The sequence below is a fragment of the Sphingosinicella microcystinivorans genome (genome assembly GCF_027941835.1).
Classification (GTDB): domain Bacteria; phylum Pseudomonadota; class Alphaproteobacteria; order Sphingomonadales; family Sphingomonadaceae; genus Sphingosinicella.
Map to the genome: position 1 here is coordinate 4,501,696 of NZ_CP116005.1, position 26,339 is coordinate 4,528,034.

The following is a 26,339-nucleotide window of genomic DNA, read 5'->3' on the forward strand; positions in this document are numbered from 1 at the left end:
GCCAACATCGCTATCCAATGAGCGGGGGCAAGTCGAACATAAGCGTCATCCTTCCGGCCGACGCCGCCGGGCAGCGGCTCGACCGCGCGCTCGCCGACGCCGTGCCGAGCCTGTCGCGCGAGCGGCTGAAGGCGCTGATGCTGGACGGCGCGGTGACGGTCGCCGGGCGACGCCCAACCCCGTCGCTGCGTGTCGTCGGCGGTGAAGAGGTGCTCGTCACCGTTCCCGAGGCAATCCCGGCCACCGCCGAGGCACAGCGGATCCCGCTGAACATCGTCTATGAGGACGCCGACCTCATCGTCATCGACAAGCCCGCTGGCCTCGTCGTGCATCCCGCGGCCGGGAACCCGGACGGCACGCTGGTGAACGCCCTCCTCCACCACTGCGCCGGGCAGCTTTCCGGGATCGGCGGCGTGGCCCGCCCCGGCATCGTGCACCGCATCGACAAGGACACCTCCGGGCTTCTGGTCGTCGCCAAGACGGACCTTGCCCACGAAGGCCTCGCCCGTCAGTTCGCCGCGCACAGCATCGGCCGCCGCTACCTCGCCGTCGTCGCCGGTCGACCCTCGCCGCCCGCCGGTCGAATAGAGGGCGCGATCGGGCGGCATCCGGTGCACCGGAAGAAGATGGACATCGTTTCGCCCGGAAAGGGCAAGCCCGCGGTGACGCACTACCGCACGCTCCGGCCGCTGAAGGACGCCGCGCTCGTCGAATGCAGGCTGGAGACGGGCCGCACGCATCAGGTGCGCGTTCATATGGCGTCAAGCGGGCACCCGTTATTGGGGGACCCACTCTATGGCCGCACACGCGCAGTTCACCGCGATGTCCTCAAATCGCTCGGGTTCGGCAGGCAGGCGCTCCATGCCCGCTCGCTGCAACTTGTGCATCCGCGCACTCAAGAAAATCTCGCTTTCGAAAGCCCCGTCCCGTCTGATATTCAGGAACTCATAGAGGCGCTTGCCGTTTGAATCTCGCACGCCCCGCCCCGATACCCGCAGAAATCCTGCCATCACCGAAAGTCGCTGTCATGGCCGAAGCCAAAGTCCCCGCCACCATTCCCGCCCTCGGCGGTGAAGCCTCGCTGAACCGCTATCTCGCGGAAATCCGCAAGTTTCCGATCCTCGCCCCCGAGGAGGAGTTCATGCTGGCGAAGCGGTGGCGCGAGCATCAGGACACGGACGCCGCGCACCGGCTGGTGACGAGCCACCTGCGGCTCGTGTCCAAGATCGCCATGGGCTATCGCGGCTACGGCCTGCCGGTGAGCGAACTCATCGCGGAGGGCAACATCGGCCTGATGCAGGGTGTGAAGAAGTTCGAGCCCGACAAGGGCTTCCGCCTCGCGACCTATGCGATGTGGTGGATTCGCGCCTCCATCCAGGAGTTCATCCTGCGCTCGTGGAGCCTCGTGAAGATCGGCACCACGGCGGCGCAGAAGAAGCTGTTCTTCAACCTCCGCCGCATGAAGGGCCAGATGGGTGCTCTGGAGGAAGGCGACCTCAAGCCCGAGGACGTCGCGAAGATCGCACACGACCTCAATGTCACGACCGACGAGGTCATCTCCATGAACCGGCGCATGGCGATGGGCGGCGACGCCAGCCTCAATGCGCCACTGCGCGCCGATACCGACGGCGAAGGCCAGTGGCAGGACTGGCTGACCGACGAGGGCCCCATTCAGGACGAGATCGTCGCCGAGCGCGAGGAAAGCAGCCTGCGCGCCGCGCTGCTCGCCGAGGCCATGTCCGTGCTGAACGACCGCGAGCGGCACATCCTCACCGAGCGCCGCCTCGCCGAGGAACCGAAGACGCTGGAAGAGCTGAGCCAGGAGTACGACATCAGCCGCGAACGCGTGCGCCAGATCGAGGTGCGGGCGTTCGAGAAGCTGCAGAAGGCCATCCGCAAGCTGGCGAGCGAACGCCACCTGCTGGAAGACGCGTAGGTCCTACTCCGGCTGCCCTGAATCCTTGATGACGGTCAGCGTCCTGCCCGTCTTCGACTTCACGATGGGATCGTCCGTCCCGTAGATCGTGGTGCCGGGCACCAGCACCGAGCGCACGTCGAGGCGGAACTGGCGCGGCATTCCGATGCTCGCGAACTGCGCACGGTCGAACGGTGCGCCGCTCACATCGCCGGAGCCCGGAAGCTCGATGTACTGCCAGCGCTCGACGCCGTTCTCGACCGCGGCGAGCGTGATGGCGTGCGTGCCGATCTCGCCTTCGGGGAAGCGTACCTTCGAACGGCCGATCTCCTTGCCGTTCCTCAGCACCACGATCTGGCTGTCCGCACGGCTGACGAGGATCGTGACGGGACCCTCCGGCGACTTCTCAGGCTGCCAGCGGTAACGCAGGTTTTCGAGATCGGTCGAATCCGCCGGGTCCACGGGCAGGAACATGCCTGCGTCGCGTATGTCTGCGGTGTCCGTCCTGTCATCGGCGATGATGACCGTCATGCCGAGGCTGGTCGCGCCGTAGAGCTTCTGCGCGAAGGCGAGCGGCATACGGATGCAGCCGTGCGAGGCCGGATAGCCCGGCAGGTTCCCGGCGTGGAGCGCGATCCCGTCCCACGTCAGCCGCTGCATGTAGGGCATGGGCGCGTTGTCGTAGAGGTTGGAGTAATGCTCCTTCTTCTTCTGAAGGATCGTGAAGATGCCGGTGGGTGTCGCCTTGCCCTTCTTGCCGGTGGAAACGGTAGTGACACCGATGCGCACGCCGTTCCGGTAAAGCTGCGCGCGCTGCGTGGAGAGGTCGACGATCAGCATCGCCGGGCCTTCCGGAGCGACGGCATCGTACCACACCCACTCGCCGGGCTTCAGCGCCTCCACGGGCGTCGAGATCGGCATCGACTCCTTCGCGCCCTGCGCATGTGCGACAGGTATCGCAAGGACGAGAGCAAGCGCCGTGAGCATCGGATATCGCATCATATTCCCCCGAATCTCTTCCCGCACCGTTGCAGCACAAACGCGCGCCGCGCTAGAGACGATCCGTGGCCAGAGGGCGAAAACAGGGCAAGACATCGTGGGTGGTCCGGTTCGTCGTCCGGCCGCTGCTCATCGTATTCGCCTTCACGATCCTCTGGGTTCTGCTCTACCGCTTCGTCCCTGTGCCCTTCACCGTGCCGATGGCGAAGGACTTCATCGCCGGCAAGGATGTGAAGCGCGACTGGACGTCGCTTTCGAACATCGACTCCGATCTGCCCCGCGCCGTGATCGCGGGCGAGGACGCGAAGTTCTGCACGCACTTCGGCTTCGATACCGAGGCGATCAGCAAGGCCATGGAGGCGAACGCCGAGGGTCGCAAGCTGCGCGGCGGCTCCACGGTGAGCCAGCAGGTGGCCAAGAACGCCTTCCTGTGGCCGGGCCGCTCGTGGCTGCGCAAGGGGCTGGAGGCTTACTTCACCGTCCTCATCGAGCTCATGTGGAACAAGAAGCGGATCATGGAAGTCTATCTGAACGTTGCCGAATTCGGCATCGGCGTCTACGGTGCGGAAGCTGCGGCCCGGCACTATTACGACAAGAGCGCGAAGTCGCTGACGCGCAGCGAGGCGGCGCGGCTCGTCGCCGTGCTCCCCTCGCCCGTCAAACGCGACGCCCGAAGCCCGCGCGGCTACACCGCGCGCTACGCAAAGCGCATCGAGCGCTGGATACGCATCGTCGACAACGACGGGCAGGACAGTTGCCTCGGCATCTGAACGGATGTCACCCTACGCCCGCCTGAGCAACCTGCCCAGGAGCGTCCCATCCGCGAGAATCTCGTGCGCGGCATTGTGCCCCGGCGCGCCGGTGACGCCGCCGCCCGGATGCGTGCCCGCCCCGCACATGTAGAGGCCTTTGAGCGGTCCCCTGTAGGCGCCGTGCCCGAGCATCGGCCGTGCCGACCAGAGTTGATCGAGCGACATGTGGCCGTGCATGATGTCCCCGCCGACAAGGCCGAACTTGCGTTCGAGGTCGAGCGGCGAGTGGACCTGCCGCGCGATCACCGACGCCTTGAAGCCGGGCGCGTACCGTTCGACCGTGTCGATGATGACGTCCGCGGCAGCTTCGCGCTCGTCGTCCCAGCTTCGCCCATCGGGAAGCTCGGGCGCGAACTGCTGGCAGAACAGGCTCGCAACATGCTGACCCGGAGGTGCGAGACTGCCGTCGACGATCGAGGGGATCAGCATCTCGACGATTGGGCTTTTCGACATGCCGTACTGCTTCGCATCGAGGAAGGCGCGGTCCATGTAGTCGAGCGTCGGCGCGATGATGATACCGCTCTGGAGATGCTCGCCCGCCTCGGGCAGGCTCGAAAAGCGCGGCAGTTCCGATAGCGCCACATTCATACGGAACGTGCCCGATCCGACCTTGAAAGCGCGGATGCGACGCAGGAAATCGGCCGGAAGGTCGTAGGGTGCGATCATCCGCTCGTAGAGCAGCTTCGGCCCGACGTTGGCGATCACGCGCTCCGCCGCGATCTCCTCGCCGCCCGCGAGGCGCACGCCCGTCGCCTTGCCACCGTCCACGAGCACCGTCTCGACCGGACTTTCAAGGCTGATCTCGACGCCGAGGTCGCGGCACACCTTCGCCATGATCTCGGTGATCTTGCCCATGCCGCCGACGCTGTGGCCCCACGCACCCTTCTTGCCGTTCACCTCGCCGAACACGTGGTGGAGCAGCACGTAGGCCGAGCCCGGCGTGTCGGGCGAGGCGTAGTTGCCGACGACCGCATCGAAGCCGAACGCGGCCTTCACCGCCTCGCTTTCGAACCAGGAATCGAGGAATGTCCGCGCCGACTTCACGAACAGGTCAAGCACGTCGCGCTGCTTCTCCACGGAGAGGCCCGCGAGGCGGCGTCCCTGTCGCGCGGCATCGACCAGCGTCTTCACGCCGTCGCCGACGTTGGGCGGCGCTTTCAGCGACAGGTCGCGCAGCACGTCCGCCACGGTTTCGAGCGCGTCGTAATATTGCGGCAGCACGTCCGCGTCGTGGTTCGAGAACTTGCGGAACTCGGCCTGCGTCCGCTCCAGACCGCCGCCGAGCAGCAGGTAGCGTCCATCGTCCTGCGGCAGGAAATTGGAATACGGGCGCTCGATCACGCGGTAGCCGTGGTCGGCGAGCCGCATGTCGGCGATCACCTTGGGATTGAGCAAGCTGACCGTGTAGCTCGCCACCGAGTTGCGGAAGCCGGGGTGGAACTCTTCCGTCACCGCCGCCCCACCGATCACGTCGCGACGTTCCAGCACGCGCACCTTGAGCCCTGCGCGCGCCAGATAGAATGCGCAGACAAGCCCGTTGTGGCCGCCGCCGATGATGACGGCGTCATAGCGTTTGGTCATGGCAGCAACCCCTCTGGTCTTTATGTTTCTTTATGTTTTCAGTGCGCGGTGTGCGGGCGCCGGCTCCAGCCCGGCGGCGGCGAACGGTGCTGGCGCGCCTCCGGGATCAGGCCGCGGATCTTGCGGCAGAAGTTGCGGAGCGCGACCTCCGTCTCCGCGAGCGGCCCCACCGTGAAGCTTTCGGACGCCATGCCGTCCTGCACGCGGCTGATGAGCCACGTGTCCTCGGCGTTCACCTGCCGGTTGATGCGCCAGTTGAGGTAGCGCGCCGCCTTCATCTCGCGGCGGTCGTCGGGCACGGCATAGCTGATCTCGCGGATCAGCGTCTCGGTCGGGGAGACCGGCAGCCACTGCATGAAATCGACCTGATCGGGATAGATGTCGAAGGCGACGTTCGGCCACAGCTTGAAATAGGTCCACAGCTTCTGCCGCTCCTCGGGCAGGTGAGGCACGTGCGGCAGGTACTTCTGGTACGCCTTCTCGGACGGGTTGTTCGAAAGCCGGTCGCGGATCGGGCCCCACATCTTGTCGACGTTCTCCTGCGCCTCGACGCCGTAGCCGCTGCCCATCAGACGCGTGAGGCCGGGGTGCGCGACGGGGATGTGCAGGCCGTCCGAATAATTGTCGCCCACGTTCTTCCAATTGACGCGGCGCGGGCGCAGCGTCACGCGGCCGAACGCCTTCAGGTCCTCGAACCGGTACGGTTCCACCTCGTGGTCGTAGGGCGCGATCATCTCGGCGACCGAAGGCCCGCCGTCGTTTTCGAGGCGCACGAAGATGAAGCCCCGCCAGACCTCGAGGTCGACAGGCACGAGGCCGTGCTTGCTCTGGTCGAGGCCCGGATAGGTCTGCTTCAGCGGCACGCCGACGAGCTTGCCTTCAAGGTCGAACGACCATGCGTGATACGGACAGGTCAGCTTCTTGGCGACCGCGCAGCCGGAAGGCCCGTCGACGAGCCGCGCGCCGCGATGGCGGCAGACGTTGGTGAAGGCGCGGACCTCATGGTCCTGCCCGCGCACGACGACGACGCTTTCCCCGAGATATTCGAGCGTGTGGTAGTCGCCGACGTCGGGCACATCGCTGAGGTGGCACACCACCTGCCACGACGGGCGCATGACGCGCCGCATCTCGACCGCGAAGAACTCCGGGTCGGAATAGGTCCACGCCGGCAGGCTCCAGCCCGCGTCGGGGTCCACGTCGATCGTTGGTGCCGCCTTGGTCGCCATCCCGCCTCCGAATATATTAGACACTTGTATAACAACGTCAAAGCCGTGGCAACACTTTTCAAAGCGGCTGGGCGAGCGGTATCCGGCGGCGCAGCGCGGCGAGGAGCACCAGCGCCTGCACCGCGTAAAGGCCGGTGAGCCACAGCGGCAGACCTCGCGCCGTCACCTCCATCAGCGCCGCAGCCGCAAGCGGCCCCGCCATCGCGCCCGCCGCGTAAGCGAATACGAGTCCGCTGCCGATTTCCACGCGCTCGTCGTTGCTCGCCGTATCGTTGCCGAGCGCGACGAGCAGGCCGTAGAGCGGCAGCAGGCCACCGCCGAGCACGAAGCCGCCGACGAGCGCCATCGGAAACGCGGGTCGGTCGGCAAGGCCGAGCGCACAGCCCGCGATCACCGTACCGACCGCGCCGACGAGGATCGCCCGCCGCCTATCCATGCGGTCGGAAAGCCAGCCGAGCGGCCACTGCGTAAGCGCCGCACCGAGCAGCACCGCAGTCATGAAGGTGGAAACCTCGGCGACATTCATGCCGCTCGCCTGCGCGTAGACGGGTCCGAGCGCATAGAGCGAGGCTTCGCCGAGCCCGTAGAGGACACAGCCCGTCGTCGCCACCGGCGCGGCGCGCAACACGCGCAGCGGCCGCAGCCGCCCGGCGGCGGGGAGCGCCGCGCCCACCGGTGTCCGCAGCCGCACGATCGCCGCCAGCACAACCACGCCCGACGCCACGACGAAGGGCGCCCAGCCTTCGACACCGAGCAGGCCGACGACGAACTGGCCTGTGATCAGCGCTGCCTTGCTGGCGATCATGTAGAGCGAGAGCAGCCGCCCGCGCCCGGCATTGTCGACCTCGGCGTTCAGTCCCGCTTCGGCGAGGATGTAGAGCAGCGCGAAGCCCGTGCCGGAGACGAAGCGGATCGCCGCCCACGCCGCCGGATGTGGGAACAGCGGCAGCACAATGATGCCGCCGAGCGCGAGGAACGCCGCGACCGCGAAGGCGCGTCCGCTCCCCACCCTCTGCACCAGCGGCGGCGCAATCCACGGCCCGACCAGAAAGCCGAAATAATAGACGCCCGCGATCCAGCCGATGTGGAGCGGCGTGAAGCCGATGGCGGTCGCATGGAGCGGCACGAGCGTCGTCATCACGCCGATCGCGATGAGCGCGAGCGCGATGCTGGCGATGAGGCCGACGACGATCATGCGCGAATTCCTATTTGACGCGTGTATAATAGTCCAGCAGGATACGCGCGGACAGGGAGGGACGAATGACGATTCTGAAACGGATGCTTTGCGCGCTGTTCGCGACGGGGCTGCTTGCCGCCCCTGCCCTCGCCGAAACCTCTTACGTGCGTGCCGGGCGGCTGATCGACACGGAAAGCGGCAAGGTGCTGACCGACCGTCTGATCCGCATCGAGAACGGCCGCATCGCCGCCGTCACCCCTTATGCGACGCCCGCGGACGGCAAGGTGCTCGACTGGTCCGGCTTCACCGTCCTCCCCGGCCTCATCGACATGCACACGCACCTGTCCGACTGGGGCCAGACGAGCAACGTCGCCGAACCGCTGCTGCATTCGTCGGAGGACATCGCGCTCGTCGGCGCGAAGAACGCGCGCGACACGCTGAACGCGGGCTTCACCAGCGTGCGCGACGTCGGCACCTTCCGCGCCTTCGGCGACGTGTCGCTGCGGAACGCCATCGAGGCCGAGTATATCGAAGGCCCGCGCATGGCCGTGGCGGGCGCCTACATCACCGTGCCGGGCGGCGGCGGCGAGGTGACGGGCATGGCGCCCGACGTGCAGATTCCCGCGATCATGCGCATGGGCGTCGCGGCCGGACCCGAGGAGGTGAGGGCGAAATCCCGGATGCTGTTCCAGCGCGGCGCCGACTTCCTGAAGGTGATCGCGACCGGCGCGGTCCTCGCGGCAGGCACGGAGCCGGGCGCGCCCGAGATGACCGAGGCGGAAATCCGCGCGGCGGTGGATGAAGCCGCCCGCTACAAGAGCTATGTCACCGCCCACGCCCACGGCGCCGAGGGCATCAAGATCGCGCTGAACGCGGACGTGCGTTCCATCGAGCACGCCTCGCTCATCGACGACGAGGCGATCGCCCTCGCCAAGAAGAAGGGTGCATGGCTGGTGATGGACGTCTACAATGGCGACTTCATCGACGAGATGGGCAAGGCCGAGCACTGGCCCGAAGAAATTATGCGCAAGAACCATGAGACGACGGACGCGCAGCGCGTCGGTTTCCGCAAGGCCGTCGCCGCAGGCGTGAAGATCGCCTACGGCACCGACGCGGGCGTCTTTCCGCACGGCCTCAACGCCCGCCAGTTCAAGTACATGGTGCGCCACGGCATGACGCCGATGCAGGCGATCCAGTCCGCGACGACGAGCGCGGCGGCGCTGATGGGCAAATCGGCGGAGGTCGGCGTGATCGCGCCGGGGCGCTTTGCGGACATGGTCGCCGTCGCCGCCGATCCGCTCGCGGACGTCAGCGCACTCGAACGCATCGACCATGTGATGAAGGGCGGCAAGCTCATCCGCTGAACCGCGAAACCTTCCCCGCGCCGCCGCGTTGATGCGGCGAGCGGGCACGACATGGAGGGTTTCATGGAAGACCGGAAATCGAACCTGAAGCTGGAAGGCGAAGGTAGCTACGAAGGCGCGCGCAAGTATCAGGCCGCGCAGCACGCATTCGCAAAATCGGGCAAGGTGGACGCCAAGGCGCGCGAGGCCGCCGACGCCGTTGACGGCGCCGAAGGTCCCGACCTCGAAGCCGCGCGGCGCGCAGCAGCCAAGGGCAAGAGCGCCTGAACTGAAGGAGACGCACACATGGAATATGGACTTATCGGTCTCGTCATCCTGGCGCTCGACATCTGGGCGCTCATCAGCGTCTGGGGCAGCAGCGCGACGACCGGCGCGAAGATCGCGTGGACGATCGGCATCATCGTGTTCCCGCTGATCGGGCTCGTCGTCTGGTTCCTCGCGGGGCCGCGCGGCAATCGGGCAACCGCCCTCTAGGCGAAGTCCCGGCCAAGCTCTTCCCGCATCTCGGGGCCGATGATCGCCATGTGGCCGTAGTTCGGATGGTCGATCCCGAAGATCACCGTGCCGCGGCCGCTCAGCCATTCGGCGATCTCGGCGTCGGTAAAGGGGAAGTGGAGGAAGTGGACGGATGAGGCCTTGCCGTCCTCACGGCTGCGCTCGACGTCGCCCTCCGGCACGGCCGCGATGCGCGTCTCGCCGAGATGCAGGTAGATGTGATCCTCGACGCCGCCGAGACGGCCGAGGATGGAGGCGCGCAGCTTGGGGTCGTCGATCTCGAACATCAGCGTCGCGGTGAGTTCGCGGCCGTTCGGGATCATCGGGTTGTAGGCGGCGAGCTCGTCCGGAATCTGATCCACGCCGCCACGCTCGATATACAGCATTTCATGAACTTGCAGCCACATACTGTCATACGACTCGAAGAAGACGGTGACGTGGGGCCCCACCGAAAGACGGCGTTTCTTCTTCGCCTCGACCTGCCCCAGCCGCAGCGCCTTCCGCTGCTCGCCGTAGGCGCGCATGTCCATGATGTCGGCAGGTTCGATGGCGCGGGTTTCGCGGGACATTGGAATTCTCTCGTCTAGAGGCCGTAGGCTTTCGCCAGCAACTCGATGGGGTGCGGCACCTGCTCGGGAATACGCTCCCCGCCCTCGCGCTCCATCACCTGCCTGAGGTGCGGTCCCGCGAGCGGACATTCCGAGACCATGAAGGCCGCGTTCGTCTTCAGCATGGCGCGGCCCGCGGGTTTGCCCACCTTGAGCGCGGTGGCGAAGTTCTCCCTGAAGATGCCCCACTTGCCGCCGTGGCCGGAGCAGCGCTCGACGACGCCGACCTTCGCCTCCGGGATCAGCCGCAGCATCTCGGCGCCCTTCTGCCCCATGTTCTGCGCGCGGCTGTGGCAGGGCAGATGGATCGCGACGTCGCCGCCCAGAGGCTGCATCCCCGGCGCGAGCCCTTCTTTCTTCGCGATGTCGACGACGTACTCGGTGATGTCGAACGTCGCCTCCGCGAGCTTTTTCACCAGCGGATCGTCCGGAAGGATCAGCGGCCATTCGAATTTCAGCATCAGCGCGCACGAGGGCGTCACCGCGACAACGTCGAAGCCGTCGTCGATGAGCGGTGCGAAGGCCGCAGCGACGGTGTGCGCCTGCTCCGCGACCGCCGCGAGGTCGCCGTTCTCCAGCTTCGGCATCCCGCAGCAGCCCGGATAGACGATGCGCGTGTCGACGCCGTTCGCCTTCAGAACCTTGACCGCCGCCTCGCCCGGCCCCGGCATGTTCCAGTTGGAAAAGCACGTCGCGTAGAGCGCGACCTTGCGGCCCGCGGCGGGCGCGGCGGCATCGACGTCGATCCTGTCGAGATCGCCGCGGCGGTCGAGCGGCGTATCCGCGAACGGCGGCAGCCACGCCTCCCGGTTGACGCCGATGGTCTTTTCCATCAGCGTCCGCGTGAGGCCGTTTCCGGTGTCCGTCGCCCAGTTGGCGAGTGGGGAGAGGAAGCTCGCAAGCTTGCCGTTGCGATCGGTTTTGGCGAGTTCGGTGTCGGCAAAACGCGTTTCGCCCTTGCGGTGCTCCACGGCACGCGCGCGCAGCATCAGGTGCGGCACGTCGAGCGCCCATTCGTGCGGCGGCACGTAGGGGCACTTGGTCATGAAGCACATGTCGCAGAGCGTGCAGGCGTCGACGACCTTCCTGTAATCGGTCTTGGGGTCGAGTCCGTCGATCTCGCCGCTTTCGGATTCGTCGATCAGGTCGAACAGAATGGGGAAGCTGTCGCACAGGTTGAAGCAGCGGCGGCAGCCGTGACAGATGTCGAACACGCGCGTCAGCTCGGCCTCGAGCTTCGCCTCGTCGTAGTAATCGGGGTTTTCCCAATCAATCGGATGGCGGGTCGGCGCCTCCAGACTGCCTTCACGCATCGGCATTCCCCAAAGGATATGGCCTCGACATGGCCGGCTGGTTCCCAAAAGCGTCCGGTTGGGCGCACGGCGCGAATTCCCACACGAAACGCGTGTCCGCCTGTCCCTCGAAGCGGGAACGGGAACTGACGCCATGCGCCCGAGCGGACGCTCCCGGCAAGATTGTCAAAGGGCTACGGGAGGGGCGGCCCCGGTCCCGCGGATCCGCCCCTCGCCTCCCACAGCAGACACTCTTCGGCTGTTACCCTCTCAGGCGTCGAGCGCGTCGAGCGTCTTCTGAAACTTGCCGGCGTGGCTCTTCTCGGCCTTCGCGAGCGTCTCGAACCAGTCGGCGATCTCGTCGAAGCCCTCGTCGCGCGCGGTGCGCGCCATACCCGGGTACATGTCCGTGTATTCGTGCGTCTCGCCGGCGATCGCCGACTTGAGGTTGTCGGACGTCGTGCCGATGGCGAGCCCCGTGGCCGGATCGCCGACCTCCTCGAGATATTCGAGGTGGCCGTGCGCGTGGCCCGTCTCGCCTTCCGCCGTCGAGCGGAACACGGCGGCGACGTCGTTGTAACCTTCCACGTCAGCCTTCTGCGCGAAATAAAGATAGCGACGGTTCGCCTGGCTCTCGCCCGCGAAAGCGGCCTTCAGATTGTCTTCGGTCTTCGAGCCTTGCAGCCCCATGATCCCTCTCCTTCCCAAGCGTGATGCGATGAAACGCGAAAGCCGGCCCGTCTCATGCAGGCCTGGCTTCATCTTCAACGCTATCTGCGGGGCGCGGCAACCGCCAACGCATTTTCTGCGTCAGGCTGATCGACGCATTCGATAAAAGCCTCTCGACTTATCAAGGTAATGCAAATCATTCGCAGCGGATCGGCCACGGCCCCGATCTGCAATCGCGAACGCGAAAACACTTCGTCTGAATGGCGCGATCGCCCAGACGCTACGGCTGCCGCTCTATCGCCCCGAGGTCCGGGCGTCCGGGAACTGGTCCTCGGCCGCAGCCTTTGCCTTCGCGGCTTCGGCGCGTTTTACAGCGAGGTAATCCTCGCTCGCCGTTTCGATCGGGCGCAAGGCTTCGAATTTCACGAGCAGGGCCGCGCGCAGCCGTTCGATTTCATCTTCCAGCCGCGCCAGCTCGCGGGTCAGCCGGATCATCTCCCGGCGTCTCAAGGCTGCATCTGGGCTGACATCGAATGCAGGTCCTGCCGCCCGCTTCTCCCGCTCGCGGCGCAAGGCGGCGTCCGCGTCAATGATCGCCTTGGCGAAAACCGAAAGCTGCGTTTCGGTGGCGATGAGCGCCTGACGGATATCGTCCAGTTCCTTGCGCCGTTGTCGGCGGTCGGTGTCGTAGGGCGTCTTCACGGTCGCACCCCGCCCCTGCCGGGCATGACCGGCGCGCGTTTGCGATAAAAGACCGGGAACGATTCACACCACATCGGGCGGAGTGTGCCACCCCATGGTTAATGTCGCCTTGCTGTCCGGATTCCATAACTGATTCAAAACGAAACAGACCGTGACCGAGGTGCCACAGGAACAAATCAAAGCACGGTCGCGTTAACTTTTACGCGGCGTTAACCTTTGTAACCCATAACGGGCATGGTTAACGGATTGTACGCGGCATGGCCGGGATTGGCTGCACGCCGTCGGGGGACATGAAGAGGGCTACTCAATGCGGGTTCTGCTGATCGAAGACGATGCGACCACGGCGAAGAGCATCGACCTGATGCTCTCGAGCGAGGGCTTCAACGTCTACACCACCGATCTTGGCGAGGAAGGCCTCGATCTCGGCAAGCTGTACGATTACGATATCATCCTGCTCGATCTGAACCTGCCCGACATGCACGGCTACGACGTGCTGAAGAAGCTGCGGCTCGCCAAGGTCGGCACGCCGATCCTGATCCTCTCCGGCCAGAACGAGATGGAATCGAAGGTCCGCGGCCTCGGCTTCGGTGCCGACGACTACGTGACGAAGCCGTTCCACAAGGAAGAGCTGGTGGCGCGTATCCACGCCGTCGTCCGCCGCTCGAAGGGCCATTCGCAGTCGGTGATCAAGACTGGCAAGCTCGGCGTCAACCTCGACACCAAGACCGTCGACGTGGAGGGTGCGCGCGTCCACCTGACCGGCAAGGAATATGCGATGCTGGAGCTTCTCAGCTTGCGCAAGGGCACCACGCTCACCAAGGAAATGTTCCTGAACCACCTCTACGGCGGCATGGACGAGCCGGAACTCAAGATCATCGACGTGTTCATCTGCAAGCTGCGCAAGAAGCTCTCGGCAGCCTGCGGCGGCGAGAACTACATCGAGACGGTGTGGGGCCGCGGCTACGTGCTGCGCGATCCCGAAGGCCAGTCGGCTACGACGACCGAGGTGGCCGCCGCCTGAGGGCGGACACGCTATCGTTCTGAAAGAGCGGCCTGTTTCGGGCCGCTCTTTTCGTTTGGGTCCGACGCGCGCTTGCCATGACCGCCGCGCAGACGCATCATGCGTCCGATCCTCGGGGAGCGTTACGGCGGACGCAATGACTGGGCTGGTTCGGTCAAAGCCGCTTCTTGCAGCGGCGGCGTTCATCGTGCTGTTCGCGGCATACTGGGCTGCCGGAACGTGGCTCGCGCCCGATCTCGTCCGCAGCAAGGCGACGACATGGGTGCGGGACGAACTGAAGAAGCCGCTCCGCCTCGGCGAGATCAGGGTCGATCCGCTGAGGTTCAGGCTCGACATCTCCGACATCGCGATTCCGGGTGCGGATGCGCCGATGGTCGCAGCGAAGCACCTCCATCTCGATTTCTCCATCCTGTCGCTGTTCGCCGATGCTTACCGCTTCGACGAGGTGCGGATCGACGGCCCCGCCGTCCATGCGCTGATCCGCCCGGACGGCACGCTCAACCTCCTTGAGCTCGTGCCGCCGCCGAGCGCGGAACCGCCGCCCGCCGTGCTGATCGGCGATCTTTCGGTGACGGGCGGGCGTATCGCCTTCGCCGACCACAGCCGCGCGGCGAAACCCGAAAAGCTGCTCGCGCCGATCAGCTTCTCTCTGCGGGACTTCCACACAGCGCGGGCCGAAGGCGGCGGCTTCCGGTTCGAGGCGGAGAGCGAACGCGGCGAGGTCTTCGCTTGGCAAGGCAACGTCTCGATGGCCCCGATCGCGTCGGACGGCAGCTTCACCATCCGCCATCTGCAGGCCGCATCGATTCAGGACTTCCTTGGCGAGACGCTGCCCGTCGCGCTGACGGACGGGCTCATCGACCTGCACGGTTCCTACGATTTCAGTTACGGGGACGGCGTCACGCGACTCTCGACGATGCTGCCGAAGCTCGGGCTCACCGGCCTCGCGTTCGACGGAAAGGACCTGTTCCGCGGACGCGCCCGGCTCGGCGAGGTCGATGTCGACGGCGCCAGCGTTGCGCTCTCCGTTCCGGAAGTATCCGAAGTAGTCGCGGACGTCGTCGTACCGCGTTTCGCCCTTCGGGATGCGACGGCGAACGGACCGGCCGGCGCGGCCATCGCGCCGCTGCGCCTGACGGGCGTCGAAGGTGACAACATCCGCGTGAGCTACGGCCGGCGCCGCGTCGAGATCGGCGATCTCCGCGTCCGGGGCCTGAAAGGCGAAGCGACACGAGCGCGCAGCGGCGAGATCGACCTCGCAAGGATGCTTCCCGTCCCGAAGCCCGCGGAAGCGAAAAAGGACGATGCAGCCCCGTGGCACATCGCCCTCGGCGCATTCTCCCTGTCGGAGGCGTCGCTGCGTTTCGAGGACCGCGCCGTCTCCCCGGCGGCTGTGTTCGACATCACGGCGAACGCCACGGCGCGCGGCGACCTCGCCGCCCCGGACACGCCGATTACCGTCTCGGCGGACGCGCGCATCAACAGGACGACGACGCTGAACGCCGAAGGCACGGTGATGCCGCCGGGCAGCACCGACCTCCGCATCGCGCTCACGGGCTTCCCGCTCAAGGCGGCGCTGCCCTATCTGCCGCCCTACCCTGCGCTCGACCTGAAAAGCGGCGATCTCGGCCTCAGCGGGCGGCTGTCCGTCACCGATGCGGACACCGCGCCCAAGGCGCACTTCTCGGGTGACGCGACGGTTGACGGCCTGCGGCTGGTCGAACGCGCGGGCCGCAGCGACCTGCTGTCGTGGCGACGACTGGCGCTTTCCGGCATCGACTGGCGCGGACCGGCATCGCCGCGCATCGAGATCGCCCACGCCCGTCTCAGCCGCCCATCCGGCCGCGTCGCGATCCTTCAGGACGGGACGTTCAACTTCGCCGCCGTCACCGGCGCCTCGGCGGCACCGGCGCCGGTTCCCGCAAAATCGGCCCGGCGCATGACGCGCGCCGAACGCCGGGCGGAAACGAAGCGCATCGAAGCCGCGCGCGCGGCGAAGGCCGCCACGGCTCAGGCCGCGCTCGCAGCCCCGCAGACGCCGCTCGCCGTGCCGGTGTCCGTCAGGCGGCTCGACATCGACGGCGGCACGATGAGCTTCGCCGACCATTCGATCCAGCCGAATTTCGAGGCGCGCATCGAGGCCTTGCGCGGGCGCGTGTCGGCGATTTCGAACATGCCGGGCGCGGTCGCCGAGATCGACCTCGACGGGCATGTCATCAACCGCTTCTCACCCGTGAAGATCGAAGGCCGCGCCAATCTCGTCGCCTACGACCGCAAGACCGATGTGAAGATGGCGTTCCGCAACATCGAGCTGCCGGTCTTCAACCCCTATTCGGGGCGCTACGCGGGCTATGCCATCGCGCGCGGCAAGCTGACCACGGAACTCGGCTACCGCATCGACAACCGCGCGCTCGAAGCCGACCACCATGTCGTCATCGACCAGCTCGAATGGGGCGAGGCCACCGACAGCAAGGAGAAGGTGCCGTTGCCGATCCGGCTCGCCACCTCCCTGCTCAAGGACAGGAACGGCGTGATCGACCTCGAGGTGCCGATCACCGGATCGCTCGACGACCCGCAGTTCCGGCTCGGGCCGATCATCTGGAAGATCATCGGCAACATCATCGAGAAGATCGTCACCGCGCCGTTCCGCTTCATCGGATCGCTGTTCGCGGGCGCCGAGGAGGCGCAGTTCGTCGATTTCGCGCCCGGCTCCGCCGCGCTTCCCGAAAGCGCGGGCAGGAATCTCGCCGCACTCGCCAAGGGCCTCGCCGACCGCCCCGCCCTCAAGCTCGACATTCCGGCAAGCCCCGGCATCGAGGCCGATGCCTTCGCCATCGCCGACCGGCGCATGGCCGAAGCCGCGATGGCGAGGGAGGTGAAGAAGGGCGAACCCGCCGACCTTGCCGCGCTCACGCCCGACAAGCGCCACGACCGGCTCAAGGATCTCTACAAGGCGAAGCGCGGCGGCAGCCCGGACTTTCCGGAAACGTCCGACGCCGTCAGCGCCGCCGACAGGACGGCAGCCGAGAAAGACGGCATCAGCGAACGCGACGTGCGCCGGAACCGCGAAGCCGCGCTGATGGCGGACGCCCTTCGCCCCGAATTCCTGCCGACCGACGCCGAACTCGCCGCGCTCGGCACGGCCCGCGCCGAGGCCGTGCGCGACGCCCTGCTCGCCGACGGTGCAATTGATCCGGCACGTGTGTTCCTTTCGACACGGCAGGCCGTAAAGGCGAAGGATACCGCCGTCCGCATGGAACTCTCGCTCGAATAGCCGGGTTCCGGACCTGTCTTGCGGCCCCGCAGCGGGGTTGCAGACGCTTTTACGTTCGTATAGCAGCCCCGCCACTTCGGCGCTCCCGCACCCGTGCGAGAGAAAGCCTTAACCATTCGGTGTGATTAACCAAACGAAACAAATGTCGGGACATCCACCCAAGTCGTTCAGGAGATCATTTGTGAAGCGTTCGCTTTTGCTGGGTGCCGCGTGCTGCGCCCTCGCCGCCCCGGCTTTCGCGCAGGACGTCCAGACCAGCGTCGAGGACGATCTCAGCGCCAACGAAATCGTCATCACCGCGACGCGGCGCGCGGAAACCGTGCAGGACGTGCCGATCGCCGTCACCGCGATCGGCGGCGACCTCATCAACAACGCAGGCGTCACGGACATCCGCGGCTTCGAGCAGCTGAGCTCCAGCCTCGAGGTCTTCACCGGCCAGTCCGCCGCGACCGGCACCTCGCTTTCGATCCGCGGCATCGGCACGGCGGGCGACAACCCCGGCTTCGAGCCCGCGGTCGGCGTGTTCATCGACGGCGTCTACCGCGCCCGCGCCGGTCTCGCGCTCGCCGAGCTGCCGCCGATCGACCGCGTCGAGGTGATGCGCGGCCCGCAAGGCACGCTGTTCGGCCGCAACACGTCGGCGGGTGCGCTCAGCATCATCACCGAAGGCCCGTCGTTCGACCTCGGCGGCTATGCCGAGGTGAGCTACGGCAACTACGACGCCATCTCGCTGAAGGGCGGCGTCACCGGCGGCGTCACCGACACGGTGGCGCTGCGTCTCGACGGCATCTACCGCGAGCGCGACGGCTACATCCGCGACGTGAACTCCGACCGCCGCTTCAACAATCTCGACCGCTATACGCTGCGCGGTCAGGCGCTCGTCGAGAAGGACGATCTGACGATCCGCTTCATCGCCGACTACTCGAAGACCGACGAGCAGTGCTGCGGCGCTGTGAACGTCGTTCAGGGTCCCACGGCCCCTGCCGTCCAGCTCGGCGGCGCGCTCGCGGGCCTCACCGGCATCTACGCGGGCAAGCCTTCCGAGCGGCGCATGGCGGTGACGCCCGGCCGCAGCTATGACGAAGCCGTCGAGGAATGGGGCGTGTCCGCCGAAGTCACCTACGACTTCGAGACCGTGACGCTGACCTCGATCACCGCATGGCGCGACTGGGACGTGCGCCGCAATCAGGACATCGACTTCTCCGGGCTCGACCGCGCCTACCGCGAGGGCTACGCGCCCGGCCTGCGCGACTTCACGCAGGAGGTCCGTTTGCAGGGCTCGGCCTTCGGCGACCGGCTCGACTGGCTGGTCGGCGGCTTCTACCTGAACGAGAAGCTGACGCTGACCGACCGCGTGCGTTTCGGCACGCAGGCCAACTTCTACGGCGACGCGCTGTTCGCGGCGAGCGGCTTCGAGCTGTTCGACACGTTCGGCCCCTCGGTTCCGGAATTCGGGCAGGTGCTGATGGCGCTGAACCCGGCGATCGCGGCGGCGGCGGCAGCCGATCCGGCATTGTTCGCGCTGCTCAACTCGCCGCTTCCGGCCGGGCCGGTGGGCGGCGGCCAGGTCGCCGACCGCTACCGCGTGAACACCGAGGCGCTGGCGCTCTTCACGCACAACGTCTTCGACATCAGCGACAACCTCAAGCTCACGCTCGGCCTGCGCTGGAACCACGAGAAGAAGAAAATCAACGCGAACCTCGATGCGATCTCGCCGACCTGTGATTTCTATCTCGACCCGTCGACGTCGATCCTGACAGGCGCGCTCGCGGCGATGGCGCCGGACGCGATCCTGCTGACCTGCAACCCGACCGTGAACAGCGAGTTCAACGGGCTCTACAGGGGCAAGCGCAGCGAGAACGAGTTCACCGGCACCGCCAAGCTCGCCTATGCGGTGACGCCGGACTTCATGCTCTACGGCGGCTACGACCGCGGCTACAAGTCGGGCGGCTACAACCTCGACCGCGGCGGCTTCGACTCGGTCATCCTCGGCGGCGACGGCGGGCAGATCGAGGATCTGGAGTTCGACAGCGAGAAGGTCGATTCATGGGAGGTCGGCTTCAAGTCGCAGTGGGGCCGCGCGTTCACGCTGAACGTCGCCGCCTTCTATCAGGACTTCTCGAACTACCAGCAGCTCGTGTTCTCGGGGAACAGCTTCGTCACGATGAACGTCGACAAGACGGTGTCGAAGGGCGTGGAAGCGGAAAGCACCATCCGCCCTGCGCGCGACCTCACCTTCCGGCTCGGCTACAGCCTCGTCGACGCGAAGATCAAGGACGGCGCGGGCCTTGTCGGCACGCCGCTGGAATTCGAGGTCGGCAAGCAGCTTTCGCTGATCCCGCGCCACACCATCACGGGCGCCGCCACCTGGACCCCGCCGCTGACCGACACGCTGAACGCGCTCGTCCACGCCGACTTCCGCTTCCAGAGCGAGCAGGTGACAAGCTCGCAAAGCCGCGGCATCGCGGACAACGAGGGCTTCGCCGTGGTCAACGCGCGCATCGGCGTCGCGTCGGCGGACAACAAGTGGCGGCTGGAGGTCTTCGTCGAGAACCTGTTCGACAAGTACTACCACATCGGCACGTTCGCGGTGCCGGAGCAGCCGGGCACGATCGCGGCCTACCCCACGCCGCCGCGCTTCTACGGCGTGTCGGCCCGCGTCGGCTTCTAGACAGGCGAAAAGGGCGGCCCCGGGGGGTCTTCCGGGCCGCCCCTTCCCCCGCTCGGCACGCTAGTGGGCGGTGCCGGGAAGTGCCGGCCCGGCATGGGCGAGGCTGCGCGAACCTGAAATCACCGCGTCGATGTGCGCCTCCGCCGTCACCGACGTGTTGCGGATGCACGCGCGGCGGACCATCTCCATCGTGATCTCGGCGCTCGGCCGCGTGCCGCAGGCGGTGAGGACTGCGCCCGACACGCGCTCGCGCAGGGCGCGCTCGCCCGAGAGCGTCGTGAGGTCGAGATCGGCGAAGCTGACCGCGACCGAAACCGGCCCGGCGTGGGAGGACGCGCTGACAAGACCGACCGTCATCGCCGCCGCCAGCGCGACCGCCGCGCTTCTGACGTAGAACATCTGGATGAACTCCTGTGCTGTGGGGTCGCGAGGGGACACCGGGGAGGAAGGGCTGGGGGAACGTGTCCGCCTCGCGATGCCTCCTTATCGCCAGCCAGCGTGACCGGTGCGTGAGAAGCGGGTCAAAACAGCGTCAAAAATGCACGGCGCAGGCGTAACGACACCCCTCCCCGATTTGACGAGGATCAAAGACGGCAGTGCTGCAAGAGCGCACAAAATCCTGCTGAAAAGGCGGCATGGGTGGGGGAGCGGAGTCTTGATCCCGAACGATTTCGAATATCATCTGCGCCGCGCCGACGAGCATTGGCGCCTCGCGCGTGCCGCCGTGTCGCCCGAGAAGCGCGCGATGCACAGCCGGATTGCCGATGCCTACATCCGAATCGCGGAGAAATTCCGGGACCGGCAGCGAATCGCAGGCATCCCTTCCGAAGGCCGGCTCGTGCGCCTGCAATGACGGCGATCCGGAAGACTGCGAAACAGCCTGTTTTGTAAGCCCCGCCGACACTTCCGGCGGCGTTCGTTGCCACCGCGTGACAGCCGCGTGAACTTTGTGTGAGCGGCTCGACTCGCCCGGAAAATGCGCTTCATAGGCGACCCCGGCAAATGGTTAACAAGGGGTCCATCACCTATGCGCACGCTTTCCGTTCTCGCCGGCCTGCTCGCCGCAACCGCCGTCCTGCCCGCCGCCGTCCTGCCCGCCAACGCCGCCGTCCTGAAGGTGCGCGGCGCAACCAGCGTCACGCTCGGCGACGCCTCCGAAATCCCGGCCTATGATCCGAGCGGCGACCGCCTGTTCGTCGTCGGCCTGAACGGCGACGACGCCTTCGTGAAGATCGTCGACGCGAAGACGAGCGCCGAGATCGGCGCGCTCGACACGCACACCTATTTCGCGGGCGGCGCGGCGAACAGCGTCGCGGTGGGTGGCGGCAAGGTCGCCGTGGCGATCCAGGCCGCGAACAAGACCGATCCGGGCCGCGTCCTCGTCTACGATCTCGCCAACCTCAGCGCCGCGCCGCAGGCGTTCACGGTGGGCGCGCTTCCCGACCAGATCAGCTTCTCGGCGGACGGCACGCGGCTCCTCGTCGCCAACGAGGGCGAGCCGTCGAGCTACGGGAATGCGGACAGCGTCGACCCGGAAGGCTCGATCAGCTACATCGACCTTGCCGCCGGCACCGTGAAAACCGCGGGCTTCGGCGCATTCAACGACAAGAAGTCCGAGCTTCAGGCCAAGGGCGTGCGCATCTTCGGGCCGGGCGCCTCGGTCGCGCAGGACCTCGAGCCGGAATACACGGCCTTCTCGCCGGACGGCAAAAGCGCGTTCGTGACGCTTCAGGAGAATAACGCGATCGCGGTCGTCGATCTCACCGGCGCCGAGCCGATCGTCACCGACATCATCCCGCTCGGCTTCAAGAGCTACGCGCCCGGCGCGAACCGCATGGACCCGTCCGACCGCGACGACATCAAGGGCAACCTGCAAAGCATGGAAGGCCTCTACGGCCTGTACCTTCCCGACGCGATCAAGAGCTTCACCTCGAACGGCAAGACCTATTTCGTCACCGCCGACGAGGGCGACGCCCGCGAATGGGACGGGCTCGTCGAGGAGGTGCGCGCGGGCACGCTCGGCGACTACGGCCTCTTCAACCGGCTCGGCGTGACGAGCACGCCGGGCGCGGAAGGCCCCGCGGATGCGAAGCTCTTCGCCTTCGGCGGCCGCAGCTTCTCGATCCTCGACGAGAACGGCAACCGCGTGTTCGACAGCGGCGACATTCTCGAACAGATCCTCGCCGCCCGCTTCCCGGGTGCCTATGACGACGGGCGCAGCGACAACAAGGGGCCGGAACCCGAAGGCATCGAGATCGGCATCCTCGACGGGCGCATGGTGCTGTTCGTGGGGCTCGAGCGCTCCAACGGCGTCGATCTCGGCTCGGTGCTGGCGTTCGACATCACCGACTTCGGCCTCGGCGTCGCCCCGAAGTATCTGGGCGCGATCGTCTCCGACCTGCTCGGGCGGCCGGAGGGGCTCAGCTTCTTCACGCGCGACGGCAAGTCGTTCCTCGCCGTCGCCGACGAGCAGACCGGCAACCTCGCGATCTTCGCGCTGAACCTGGTGAGCGAGCCCGCCGTGATGGGCCTGTTCGGCCTCGGCCTCGCCGGTCTCCTCGCCATGCGCCGCCGCCGCGCGAAAGCGGCCGCGTAAACACGCCTCACCCCGCCCTTTCCCGCACCTCGAAAGGCGGGAAAGGGCGGGCTTCCCCATGTGCCTGCCGCGTGCCAATGTGCCCCTCCATCGGCACGACAAGGGGGCAGCGGGCGTGGCAGGAAGCATCTTCGGACGTCGCAAGGGGCTTCGCGACTGGCAAAGCTATTCCGGGAGCCGCGCCCTCAGACGCACCCTCACCTGGCCGCACCTCGTCGCGCTCGGCGTCGGCGCCATCGTCGGCACGGGCATTTACACGCTGATCGGCATCGGTGCGGGCAAGGCGGGCCCCGCCGTGATCGTCTCGTTCGCGATCGCCGGGCTGGTCTGCGCCTGCGCCGCCCTCGCCTACGCCGAGCTGGCGACGATGATGCCCGCCGCGGGCAGCGCCTACAGCTATTCCTACGTCGCCCTCAGCGAGCCCGTGGCGTGGGTGGTCGGGTGGAGCCTCGTGCTGGAATACACGGTCGTCTGCGCGGCGGTCGCGGTCGGCTGGTCGGGCTATGCCGTCGGCTTCCTGAACGGCTGGGGCGTCACGATCCCGCATGAATTCGCCGCCGGGCCGCACGCGGGCGGCATCATCAATCTTCCGGCGATCCTCATCACGATGGCGGTCGCGGGCCTGCTCGCGCTCGGAACGCGGGAAAGCGCGTTCGTCAACACGCTGCTCGTGCTGCTGAAGATGTCGGCGCTGGCGCTGTTCATCGTGCTTGCCGTGCCTGCGTTCGACCCCGCCAACCTCGAACCTTTCGCGCCCTACGGCTGGGGCTCGGAGGAGGTCGGCGGCAACACGGTCGGCGTGATGGCGGGCGCGGCGCTCATCTTCTTTGCCTTCTACGGGTTCGATGCCGTCTCGACCGCCGCCGAGGAGGCGAAGGACCCGGCGCGCGACCTCACCATCGGCATCATCGGCTCCATGCTGATCTGCACCGTCGTGTACATGGCGGTCGCAGCGGCGGCGATCGGCGCCATGCCGGTCGCGGCGTTCTCGGCAAGCGGGGAGCCGCTCGCGCATGTGCTGCGCTCGCTCGGCTGGCCGGGCGCGGCGCAGCTGATCGGCGCGGGGGCGATCGTCGCCATGCCGACCGTGCTGCTCGCCTTCATGTACGGCCAGAGCCGCATCTTCTTCGCCATCGCCCGCGATGGGCTGCTGCCGGAACGGCTCGCGCACGTGAACGCGCGCACGGGAACGCCCGTGCTGATGACGGTGGTGACGGCCGTCGTCGTCAGCATCATCGCGGGATTGCTGCCGCTCGGCGAGATCGCCGAGCTTGCCAACACGGGGACGCTCGCCGCGTTCACCGCCATCGGCGTCAGCCTCATCGTGCTGCGCCGCCGCGCGCCGGACGCGGAGCGGAGGTTCCGCGTGCCCTTCTACCTGCCAGTCGCGCTCGTCGCGATCGGCGGCTGCCTCTACCTGTTCGTCAGCCTGCCGGAAAAGACGCAAGCCCGCTTCCTCGTCTGGAACCTGATTGGCGTCGCCGTCTATCTCGCCTATGGGATGCGGCGGAGCCTGATCGCCGCCGTCAGCCGGAAGGAAGCCTGATGTACCGCCTGTTCGTCCTCGCCAAGTGCGACCTCGGCCACGCCGCGAGCGTGGGCAACCGCATCGCCGAGATGGAGGAGGTCGCCGAGGTCTATTCGGTGACGGGCGAATACGACCTGCTCATCAAGGTCGGCTTCAGCGACCTCCCCGAGATCGAGGACTTCGTGCAGGAGAAGCTGCACCGCGTGCCGGGCCTCAAGGAAACCGTGACGATGATGTCGTACCGCGTCTACGGCGAGGACATCGGCGACTTCGTGAACTGAAATTGAGGAAGTTATCGGCGGGGGTGTGAAATGCGCCCGCGTCTTGAGCGCGCTCTCTTGTTATGAGATAAAAATCTCATTATGAGGCTGCCATCGAATCGACAGGGTGACGAGATGGCGACGATGGCGACTGGTTTTTTGAGCCGGGAGGAGATGGACCGGCGGATGGACGCGCATTTCGGTTTCGAGGCGCGCGACGACGTGGAGGGCGTGCTCGCGACGCTTTCGCATGACGTGGAGCACGACATCGTCGGCTGGCCGGCAGGCCCCTCGCATGGGCGCGAGGCGACGCGCGGCTTCTATGAATCGCTGTTTCAGGACCTGTCGGACGGGCGCTTCACCACGCTGCGCCGCCTGTACGGCGACAACTTCATGGTCGACGATTCGCTGTGGGAGGGGTTCGCGCCGGGCCATCCGTTCGGCGTCGCCGGAGAGGGACGGCCGCTGAAGTTCCGGCTGCTCCACGTGATCGAGTTCTCGGACGGCGGAGACATCGCGCGCGAGAACGTATGGGTCGACCTCGCCGCCATCCTCCAGCAGCTGCCGCAGCAACAGTAGCGTGGCGAAGACGGAGCAGACCGGGCGCTGGAAGCAGCGGCGACGAACGCGGCAGGACATTCTCGCCGCCGCGGCGCAGCTTCTGAAGCAGGGCCAGCGGCCGAGCCTGGAGGAGATCGCGGACGCCGCGCTCGTTTCACGGGCGACGGCCTACCGCTATTTCCCGAACGTCGACGCGCTGTTCGTGGAAGCGGCGCTGGAGATCGAGTTCCCGAGGATCGGCGACGTCCTGAACGGCGCCGACGACGACCCGGTGCAGCGCGTCGAGCGCGTCGATACGGCGCTGCACGCGCTCATCGCCGAAAACGAGGTGCCGCTCAGGCTGATGCTCGCGGGCGCGATCGAACGCCGGGCGCGCGGCGAAACCGGCGCCGACCTCCCCGTCCGTCAGGACCGGCGCACGCCGATGCTGGAGGAAGCGCTCGCGCCCGCGCGGGCATCGTTCGAGCCCGCCGACCTCAAGGCGCTGACCGCCGCGCTGGCGCTGATCGTCGGCCCCGAGGCGATGATCGTGTTCCGGGACGTGCTGAGGCTGGACGACGCCGAAGCGGCGCGTGTGCGCCGCTGGGCGATCCGCGCGCTGATCGCCGCGGCGCGCCGGACCCCGACCGGCTCAGGCTGAAGCTGTTTTAACCGACCATCATTTCCAGCGTCACCGCCGCGACCGCGAACTGGCCGCGCATCTTCTCGGCGATGACGGAGGCGTCATGGTCGGAAAGACCGGGGACGACGACGCGCATCTCCAGCCTCTCGCGGACGCGCCGGGAACGGAAGACCGAGGGCACGAGATCGCGCTGGGCGAAATAGTTGAGCACCCGCAAGCTGATGTGCGGATCGACGTTCGCGATAATCTCGAAGTGCGCGCTCCGGCTGACATAGGCGAGATGCGGCCCGGAAACGGCGGGCGCGGCGGCAGCGGCAAGAGCAGACGACATGACATTCCTCTTCGAGATGATGGCCCGCTTGTCGCACAGGCGCCGGGGAAAAGGGATGCAAAGTGATTGCGCGAGATTCGAATTCGTGCATAAAAATCATTCAAAATTCCAAAAGAAAGACTAAATCATGCAACTCGACGCGTTCGACCGGAAAATCCTTCGAATCCTGCAAGAGGATTGCAGCCTGTCGACCGCCGAGATCGCCGAGCGCGTGGGACTGTCGCAATCCCCCTGCTGGCGGCGCATCGCGGCGATGGAGGAAGCCGGCATCATCCGGAAGCGCGTCGCACTGCTCGACAGGCGCAAGGTGGGGCTCGGCGCGCAGGTGTTCGCCAACGTGAAGCTCTCCGCGCACGGCCGCTCGCACATGGCCGAGTTCGAGGCGACGGTGCGGGAGATCGAGGAGATTCAGGAATGCTACGTGCTGATGGGCACGACCGACTTCCTGCTGCGCATCGTGACGCCGGACATCGAGGCTTACGAGAAGCTGTTCTTCAAGCGGCTCTCGCGCCTGCCGGGCGTGCAGGAGATCACCTCGTCGATGGCGCTCTCGGAGATCAAGAGCACCACGGCGCTGCCGGTCAGAGCCGCTCCAGCCTGAGCGGCAGGCCGTCGCGCGGCTTCGGCATGGGGAA

26 protein-coding genes are annotated in these 26,339 nt (G+C 66.7%); 16 read left to right on the forward strand and 10 right to left on the reverse strand.

What is annotated here, in order from left to right:
* Nucleotides 1-17 precede the first annotated feature (17 nt).
* Both PE061_RS21550 and rpoH read left to right on the forward strand, forming a co-directional pair.
* Nucleotides 18-968: an RluA family pseudouridine synthase gene (locus PE061_RS21550; RefSeq protein WP_271257183.1), complete on the forward strand. Its 951-nt coding sequence runs from the start codon at nucleotides 18-20 to the stop codon at nucleotides 966-968.
* 59 nt (nucleotides 969-1,027) lie between these two features.
* Nucleotides 1,028-1,936, forward strand: a complete 909-nt coding sequence (gene rpoH, locus PE061_RS21555) for an RNA polymerase sigma factor RpoH (RefSeq protein ID WP_271257184.1) — start codon at nucleotides 1,028-1,030, stop codon at nucleotides 1,934-1,936.
* 3 nt (nucleotides 1,937-1,939) lie between these two features.
* Here the strand turns inward: rpoH and PE061_RS21560 are convergent, their stop codons facing one another.
* Nucleotides 1,940-2,917 carry a L,D-transpeptidase gene (locus PE061_RS21560; RefSeq protein ID WP_271257185.1) on the reverse strand — a complete coding sequence of 326 codons (978 nt, stop codon included), beginning with the start codon at nucleotides 2,915-2,917 and terminating at the stop codon, nucleotides 1,940-1,942.
* 62 nt (nucleotides 2,918-2,979) lie between these two features.
* Here PE061_RS21560 and mtgA point away from each other — a divergent pair, with 62 nt between their 5' ends.
* A complete protein-coding gene (gene mtgA, locus PE061_RS21565; protein ID WP_271257186.1) occupies nucleotides 2,980-3,684 on the forward strand; it encodes a monofunctional biosynthetic peptidoglycan transglycosylase in 705 nt (234 codons plus the stop codon).
* Between the two features lie 12 nt (nucleotides 3,685-3,696).
* Here mtgA and PE061_RS21570 read toward each other — a convergent pair whose 3' ends face one another.
* Genes PE061_RS21570 through PE061_RS21580 form a run of 3 tightly spaced genes read right to left on the reverse strand, consistent with a single transcriptional unit; the run spans nucleotide 3,697 to nucleotide 7,728 of the window.
* Nucleotides 3,697-5,307, reverse strand: coding sequence for a phytoene desaturase family protein (locus PE061_RS21570; protein ID WP_271257187.1), 1,611 nt, complete (start codon nucleotides 5,305-5,307; stop codon nucleotides 3,697-3,699).
* Nucleotides 5,308-5,345: 38 nt separating this feature from the next.
* A complete protein-coding gene (locus tag PE061_RS21575) occupies nucleotides 5,346-6,533 on the reverse strand; it encodes an aromatic ring-hydroxylating oxygenase subunit alpha (RefSeq protein ID WP_271257188.1) in 1,188 nt (395 codons plus the stop codon).
* A 58-nt stretch (nucleotides 6,534-6,591) separates the two neighbouring features.
* Complete coding sequence (locus PE061_RS21580) at nucleotides 6,592-7,728, reverse strand: MFS transporter (RefSeq protein WP_271257189.1); 1,137 nt, start codon at nucleotides 7,726-7,728, stop codon at nucleotides 6,592-6,594.
* Between the two features lie 65 nt (nucleotides 7,729-7,793).
* Here PE061_RS21580 and PE061_RS21585 point away from each other — a divergent pair, with 65 nt between their 5' ends.
* The 3 genes from PE061_RS21585 to PE061_RS21595 all read left to right on the forward strand — a co-directional run bounded on the left by PE061_RS21585 (nucleotide 7,794) and on the right by PE061_RS21595 (nucleotide 9,548).
* Nucleotides 7,794-9,074: a metal-dependent hydrolase family protein gene (locus tag PE061_RS21585; RefSeq protein WP_271257190.1), complete on the forward strand. Its 1,281-nt coding sequence runs from the start codon at nucleotides 7,794-7,796 to the stop codon at nucleotides 9,072-9,074.
* Nucleotides 9,075-9,137: 63 nt separating this feature from the next.
* Complete coding sequence (locus tag PE061_RS21590; protein ID WP_271257191.1) at nucleotides 9,138-9,341, forward strand: hypothetical protein; 204 nt, start codon at nucleotides 9,138-9,140, stop codon at nucleotides 9,339-9,341.
* 18 nt (nucleotides 9,342-9,359) lie between these two features.
* A complete protein-coding gene (locus tag PE061_RS21595) occupies nucleotides 9,360-9,548 on the forward strand; it encodes a PLD nuclease N-terminal domain-containing protein (protein WP_271257192.1) in 189 nt (62 codons plus the stop codon).
* On the opposite strand, the gene PE061_RS21600 is transcribed toward PE061_RS21595, so the two are convergent.
* The 4 genes from PE061_RS21600 to PE061_RS21615 form a co-directional block, all read right to left on the reverse strand.
* A complete protein-coding gene (locus PE061_RS21600) occupies nucleotides 9,545-10,138 on the reverse strand; it encodes a DUF3501 family protein (RefSeq protein ID WP_271257193.1) in 594 nt (197 codons plus the stop codon). The two genes, PE061_RS21595 and PE061_RS21600, sit on opposite strands and share 4 nt — an antisense overlap.
* A 14-nt stretch (nucleotides 10,139-10,152) precedes the next feature.
* On the reverse strand, nucleotides 10,153-11,490 hold the full coding sequence (locus tag PE061_RS21605) for a heterodisulfide reductase-related iron-sulfur binding cluster (protein WP_271257194.1): 1,338 nt from the start codon (nucleotides 11,488-11,490) through the stop codon (nucleotides 10,153-10,155).
* Nucleotides 11,491-11,739: 249 nt separating this feature from the next.
* Entirely contained in the window at nucleotides 11,740-12,159 is a 420-nt protein-coding gene (locus PE061_RS21610; RefSeq protein ID WP_271257195.1) for a rubrerythrin family protein, read from the reverse strand.
* A gap of 273 nt (nucleotides 12,160-12,432) precedes the next feature.
* Entirely contained in the window at nucleotides 12,433-12,840 is a 408-nt protein-coding gene (locus PE061_RS21615; protein WP_271257196.1) for a hypothetical protein, read from the reverse strand.
* A gap of 307 nt (nucleotides 12,841-13,147) precedes the next feature.
* On the opposite strand from PE061_RS21615, the gene ctrA reads away from it, so the two are divergent.
* From ctrA to PE061_RS21630, 3 genes are all read left to right on the forward strand, one after another.
* On the forward strand, nucleotides 13,148-13,861 hold the full coding sequence (gene ctrA / locus PE061_RS21620) for a response regulator transcription factor CtrA (protein ID WP_271257197.1): 714 nt from the start codon (nucleotides 13,148-13,150) through the stop codon (nucleotides 13,859-13,861).
* 136 nt (nucleotides 13,862-13,997) lie between these two features.
* Nucleotides 13,998-17,135: a DUF748 domain-containing protein gene (locus PE061_RS21625; RefSeq protein ID WP_271257198.1), complete on the forward strand. Its 3,138-nt coding sequence runs from the start codon at nucleotides 13,998-14,000 to the stop codon at nucleotides 17,133-17,135.
* A 181-nt stretch (nucleotides 17,136-17,316) separates the two neighbouring features.
* On the forward strand, nucleotides 17,317-19,806 hold the full coding sequence (locus PE061_RS21630) for a TonB-dependent receptor (protein WP_271257199.1): 2,490 nt from the start codon (nucleotides 17,317-17,319) through the stop codon (nucleotides 19,804-19,806).
* 60 nt (nucleotides 19,807-19,866) lie between these two features.
* Here the strand turns inward: PE061_RS21630 and PE061_RS21635 are convergent, their stop codons facing one another.
* Complete coding sequence (locus PE061_RS21635; protein WP_271257200.1) at nucleotides 19,867-20,205, reverse strand: UrcA family protein; 339 nt, start codon at nucleotides 20,203-20,205, stop codon at nucleotides 19,867-19,869.
* Nucleotides 20,206-20,461: 256 nt separating this feature from the next.
* Here PE061_RS21635 and PE061_RS21640 point away from each other — a divergent pair, with 256 nt between their 5' ends.
* From PE061_RS21640 to PE061_RS21665, 6 genes are all read left to right on the forward strand, one after another.
* The gene (locus PE061_RS21640) at nucleotides 20,462-20,659 is read left to right on the forward strand and encodes a hypothetical protein (RefSeq protein ID WP_271257201.1); all 198 of its coding nucleotides are present in this window, start codon (nucleotides 20,462-20,464) and stop codon (nucleotides 20,657-20,659) included.
* A 174-nt stretch (nucleotides 20,660-20,833) separates the two neighbouring features.
* The gene (locus tag PE061_RS21645; protein WP_271257202.1) at nucleotides 20,834-22,402 is read left to right on the forward strand and encodes a choice-of-anchor I family protein; all 1,569 of its coding nucleotides are present in this window, start codon (nucleotides 20,834-20,836) and stop codon (nucleotides 22,400-22,402) included.
* 127 nt (nucleotides 22,403-22,529) lie between these two features.
* On the forward strand, nucleotides 22,530-23,948 hold the full coding sequence (locus PE061_RS21650; RefSeq protein ID WP_271259263.1) for an amino acid permease: 1,419 nt from the start codon (nucleotides 22,530-22,532) through the stop codon (nucleotides 23,946-23,948).
* Nucleotides 23,948-24,211 (forward strand): Lrp/AsnC ligand binding domain-containing protein, encoded by a 264-nt coding sequence (locus PE061_RS21655; protein WP_271257203.1) that lies wholly within the window; start codon nucleotides 23,948-23,950, stop codon nucleotides 24,209-24,211. Before PE061_RS21650 ends, PE061_RS21655 begins: the two co-directional genes overlap by 1 nt.
* Before the next feature lie 123 nt (nucleotides 24,212-24,334).
* Nucleotides 24,335-24,769 carry an ester cyclase gene (locus tag PE061_RS21660; protein WP_271257204.1) on the forward strand — a complete coding sequence of 145 codons (435 nt, stop codon included), beginning with the start codon at nucleotides 24,335-24,337 and terminating at the stop codon, nucleotides 24,767-24,769.
* A 1-nt stretch (nucleotide 24,770) separates the two neighbouring features.
* Nucleotides 24,771-25,391 (forward strand): TetR/AcrR family transcriptional regulator, encoded by a 621-nt coding sequence (locus PE061_RS21665; RefSeq protein ID WP_271257205.1) that lies wholly within the window; start codon nucleotides 24,771-24,773, stop codon nucleotides 25,389-25,391.
* Between the two features lie 7 nt (nucleotides 25,392-25,398).
* Here PE061_RS21665 and PE061_RS21670 read toward each other — a convergent pair whose 3' ends face one another.
* Complete coding sequence (locus tag PE061_RS21670; protein ID WP_271257206.1) at nucleotides 25,399-25,704, reverse strand: hypothetical protein; 306 nt, start codon at nucleotides 25,702-25,704, stop codon at nucleotides 25,399-25,401.
* Nucleotides 25,705-25,831: 127 nt separating this feature from the next.
* Here PE061_RS21670 and PE061_RS21675 point away from each other — a divergent pair, with 127 nt between their 5' ends.
* On the forward strand, nucleotides 25,832-26,305 hold the full coding sequence (locus tag PE061_RS21675; RefSeq protein ID WP_420794357.1) for an Lrp/AsnC family transcriptional regulator: 474 nt from the start codon (nucleotides 25,832-25,834) through the stop codon (nucleotides 26,303-26,305).
* The last annotated feature ends 34 nt before the right edge of the window (nucleotides 26,306-26,339 follow it).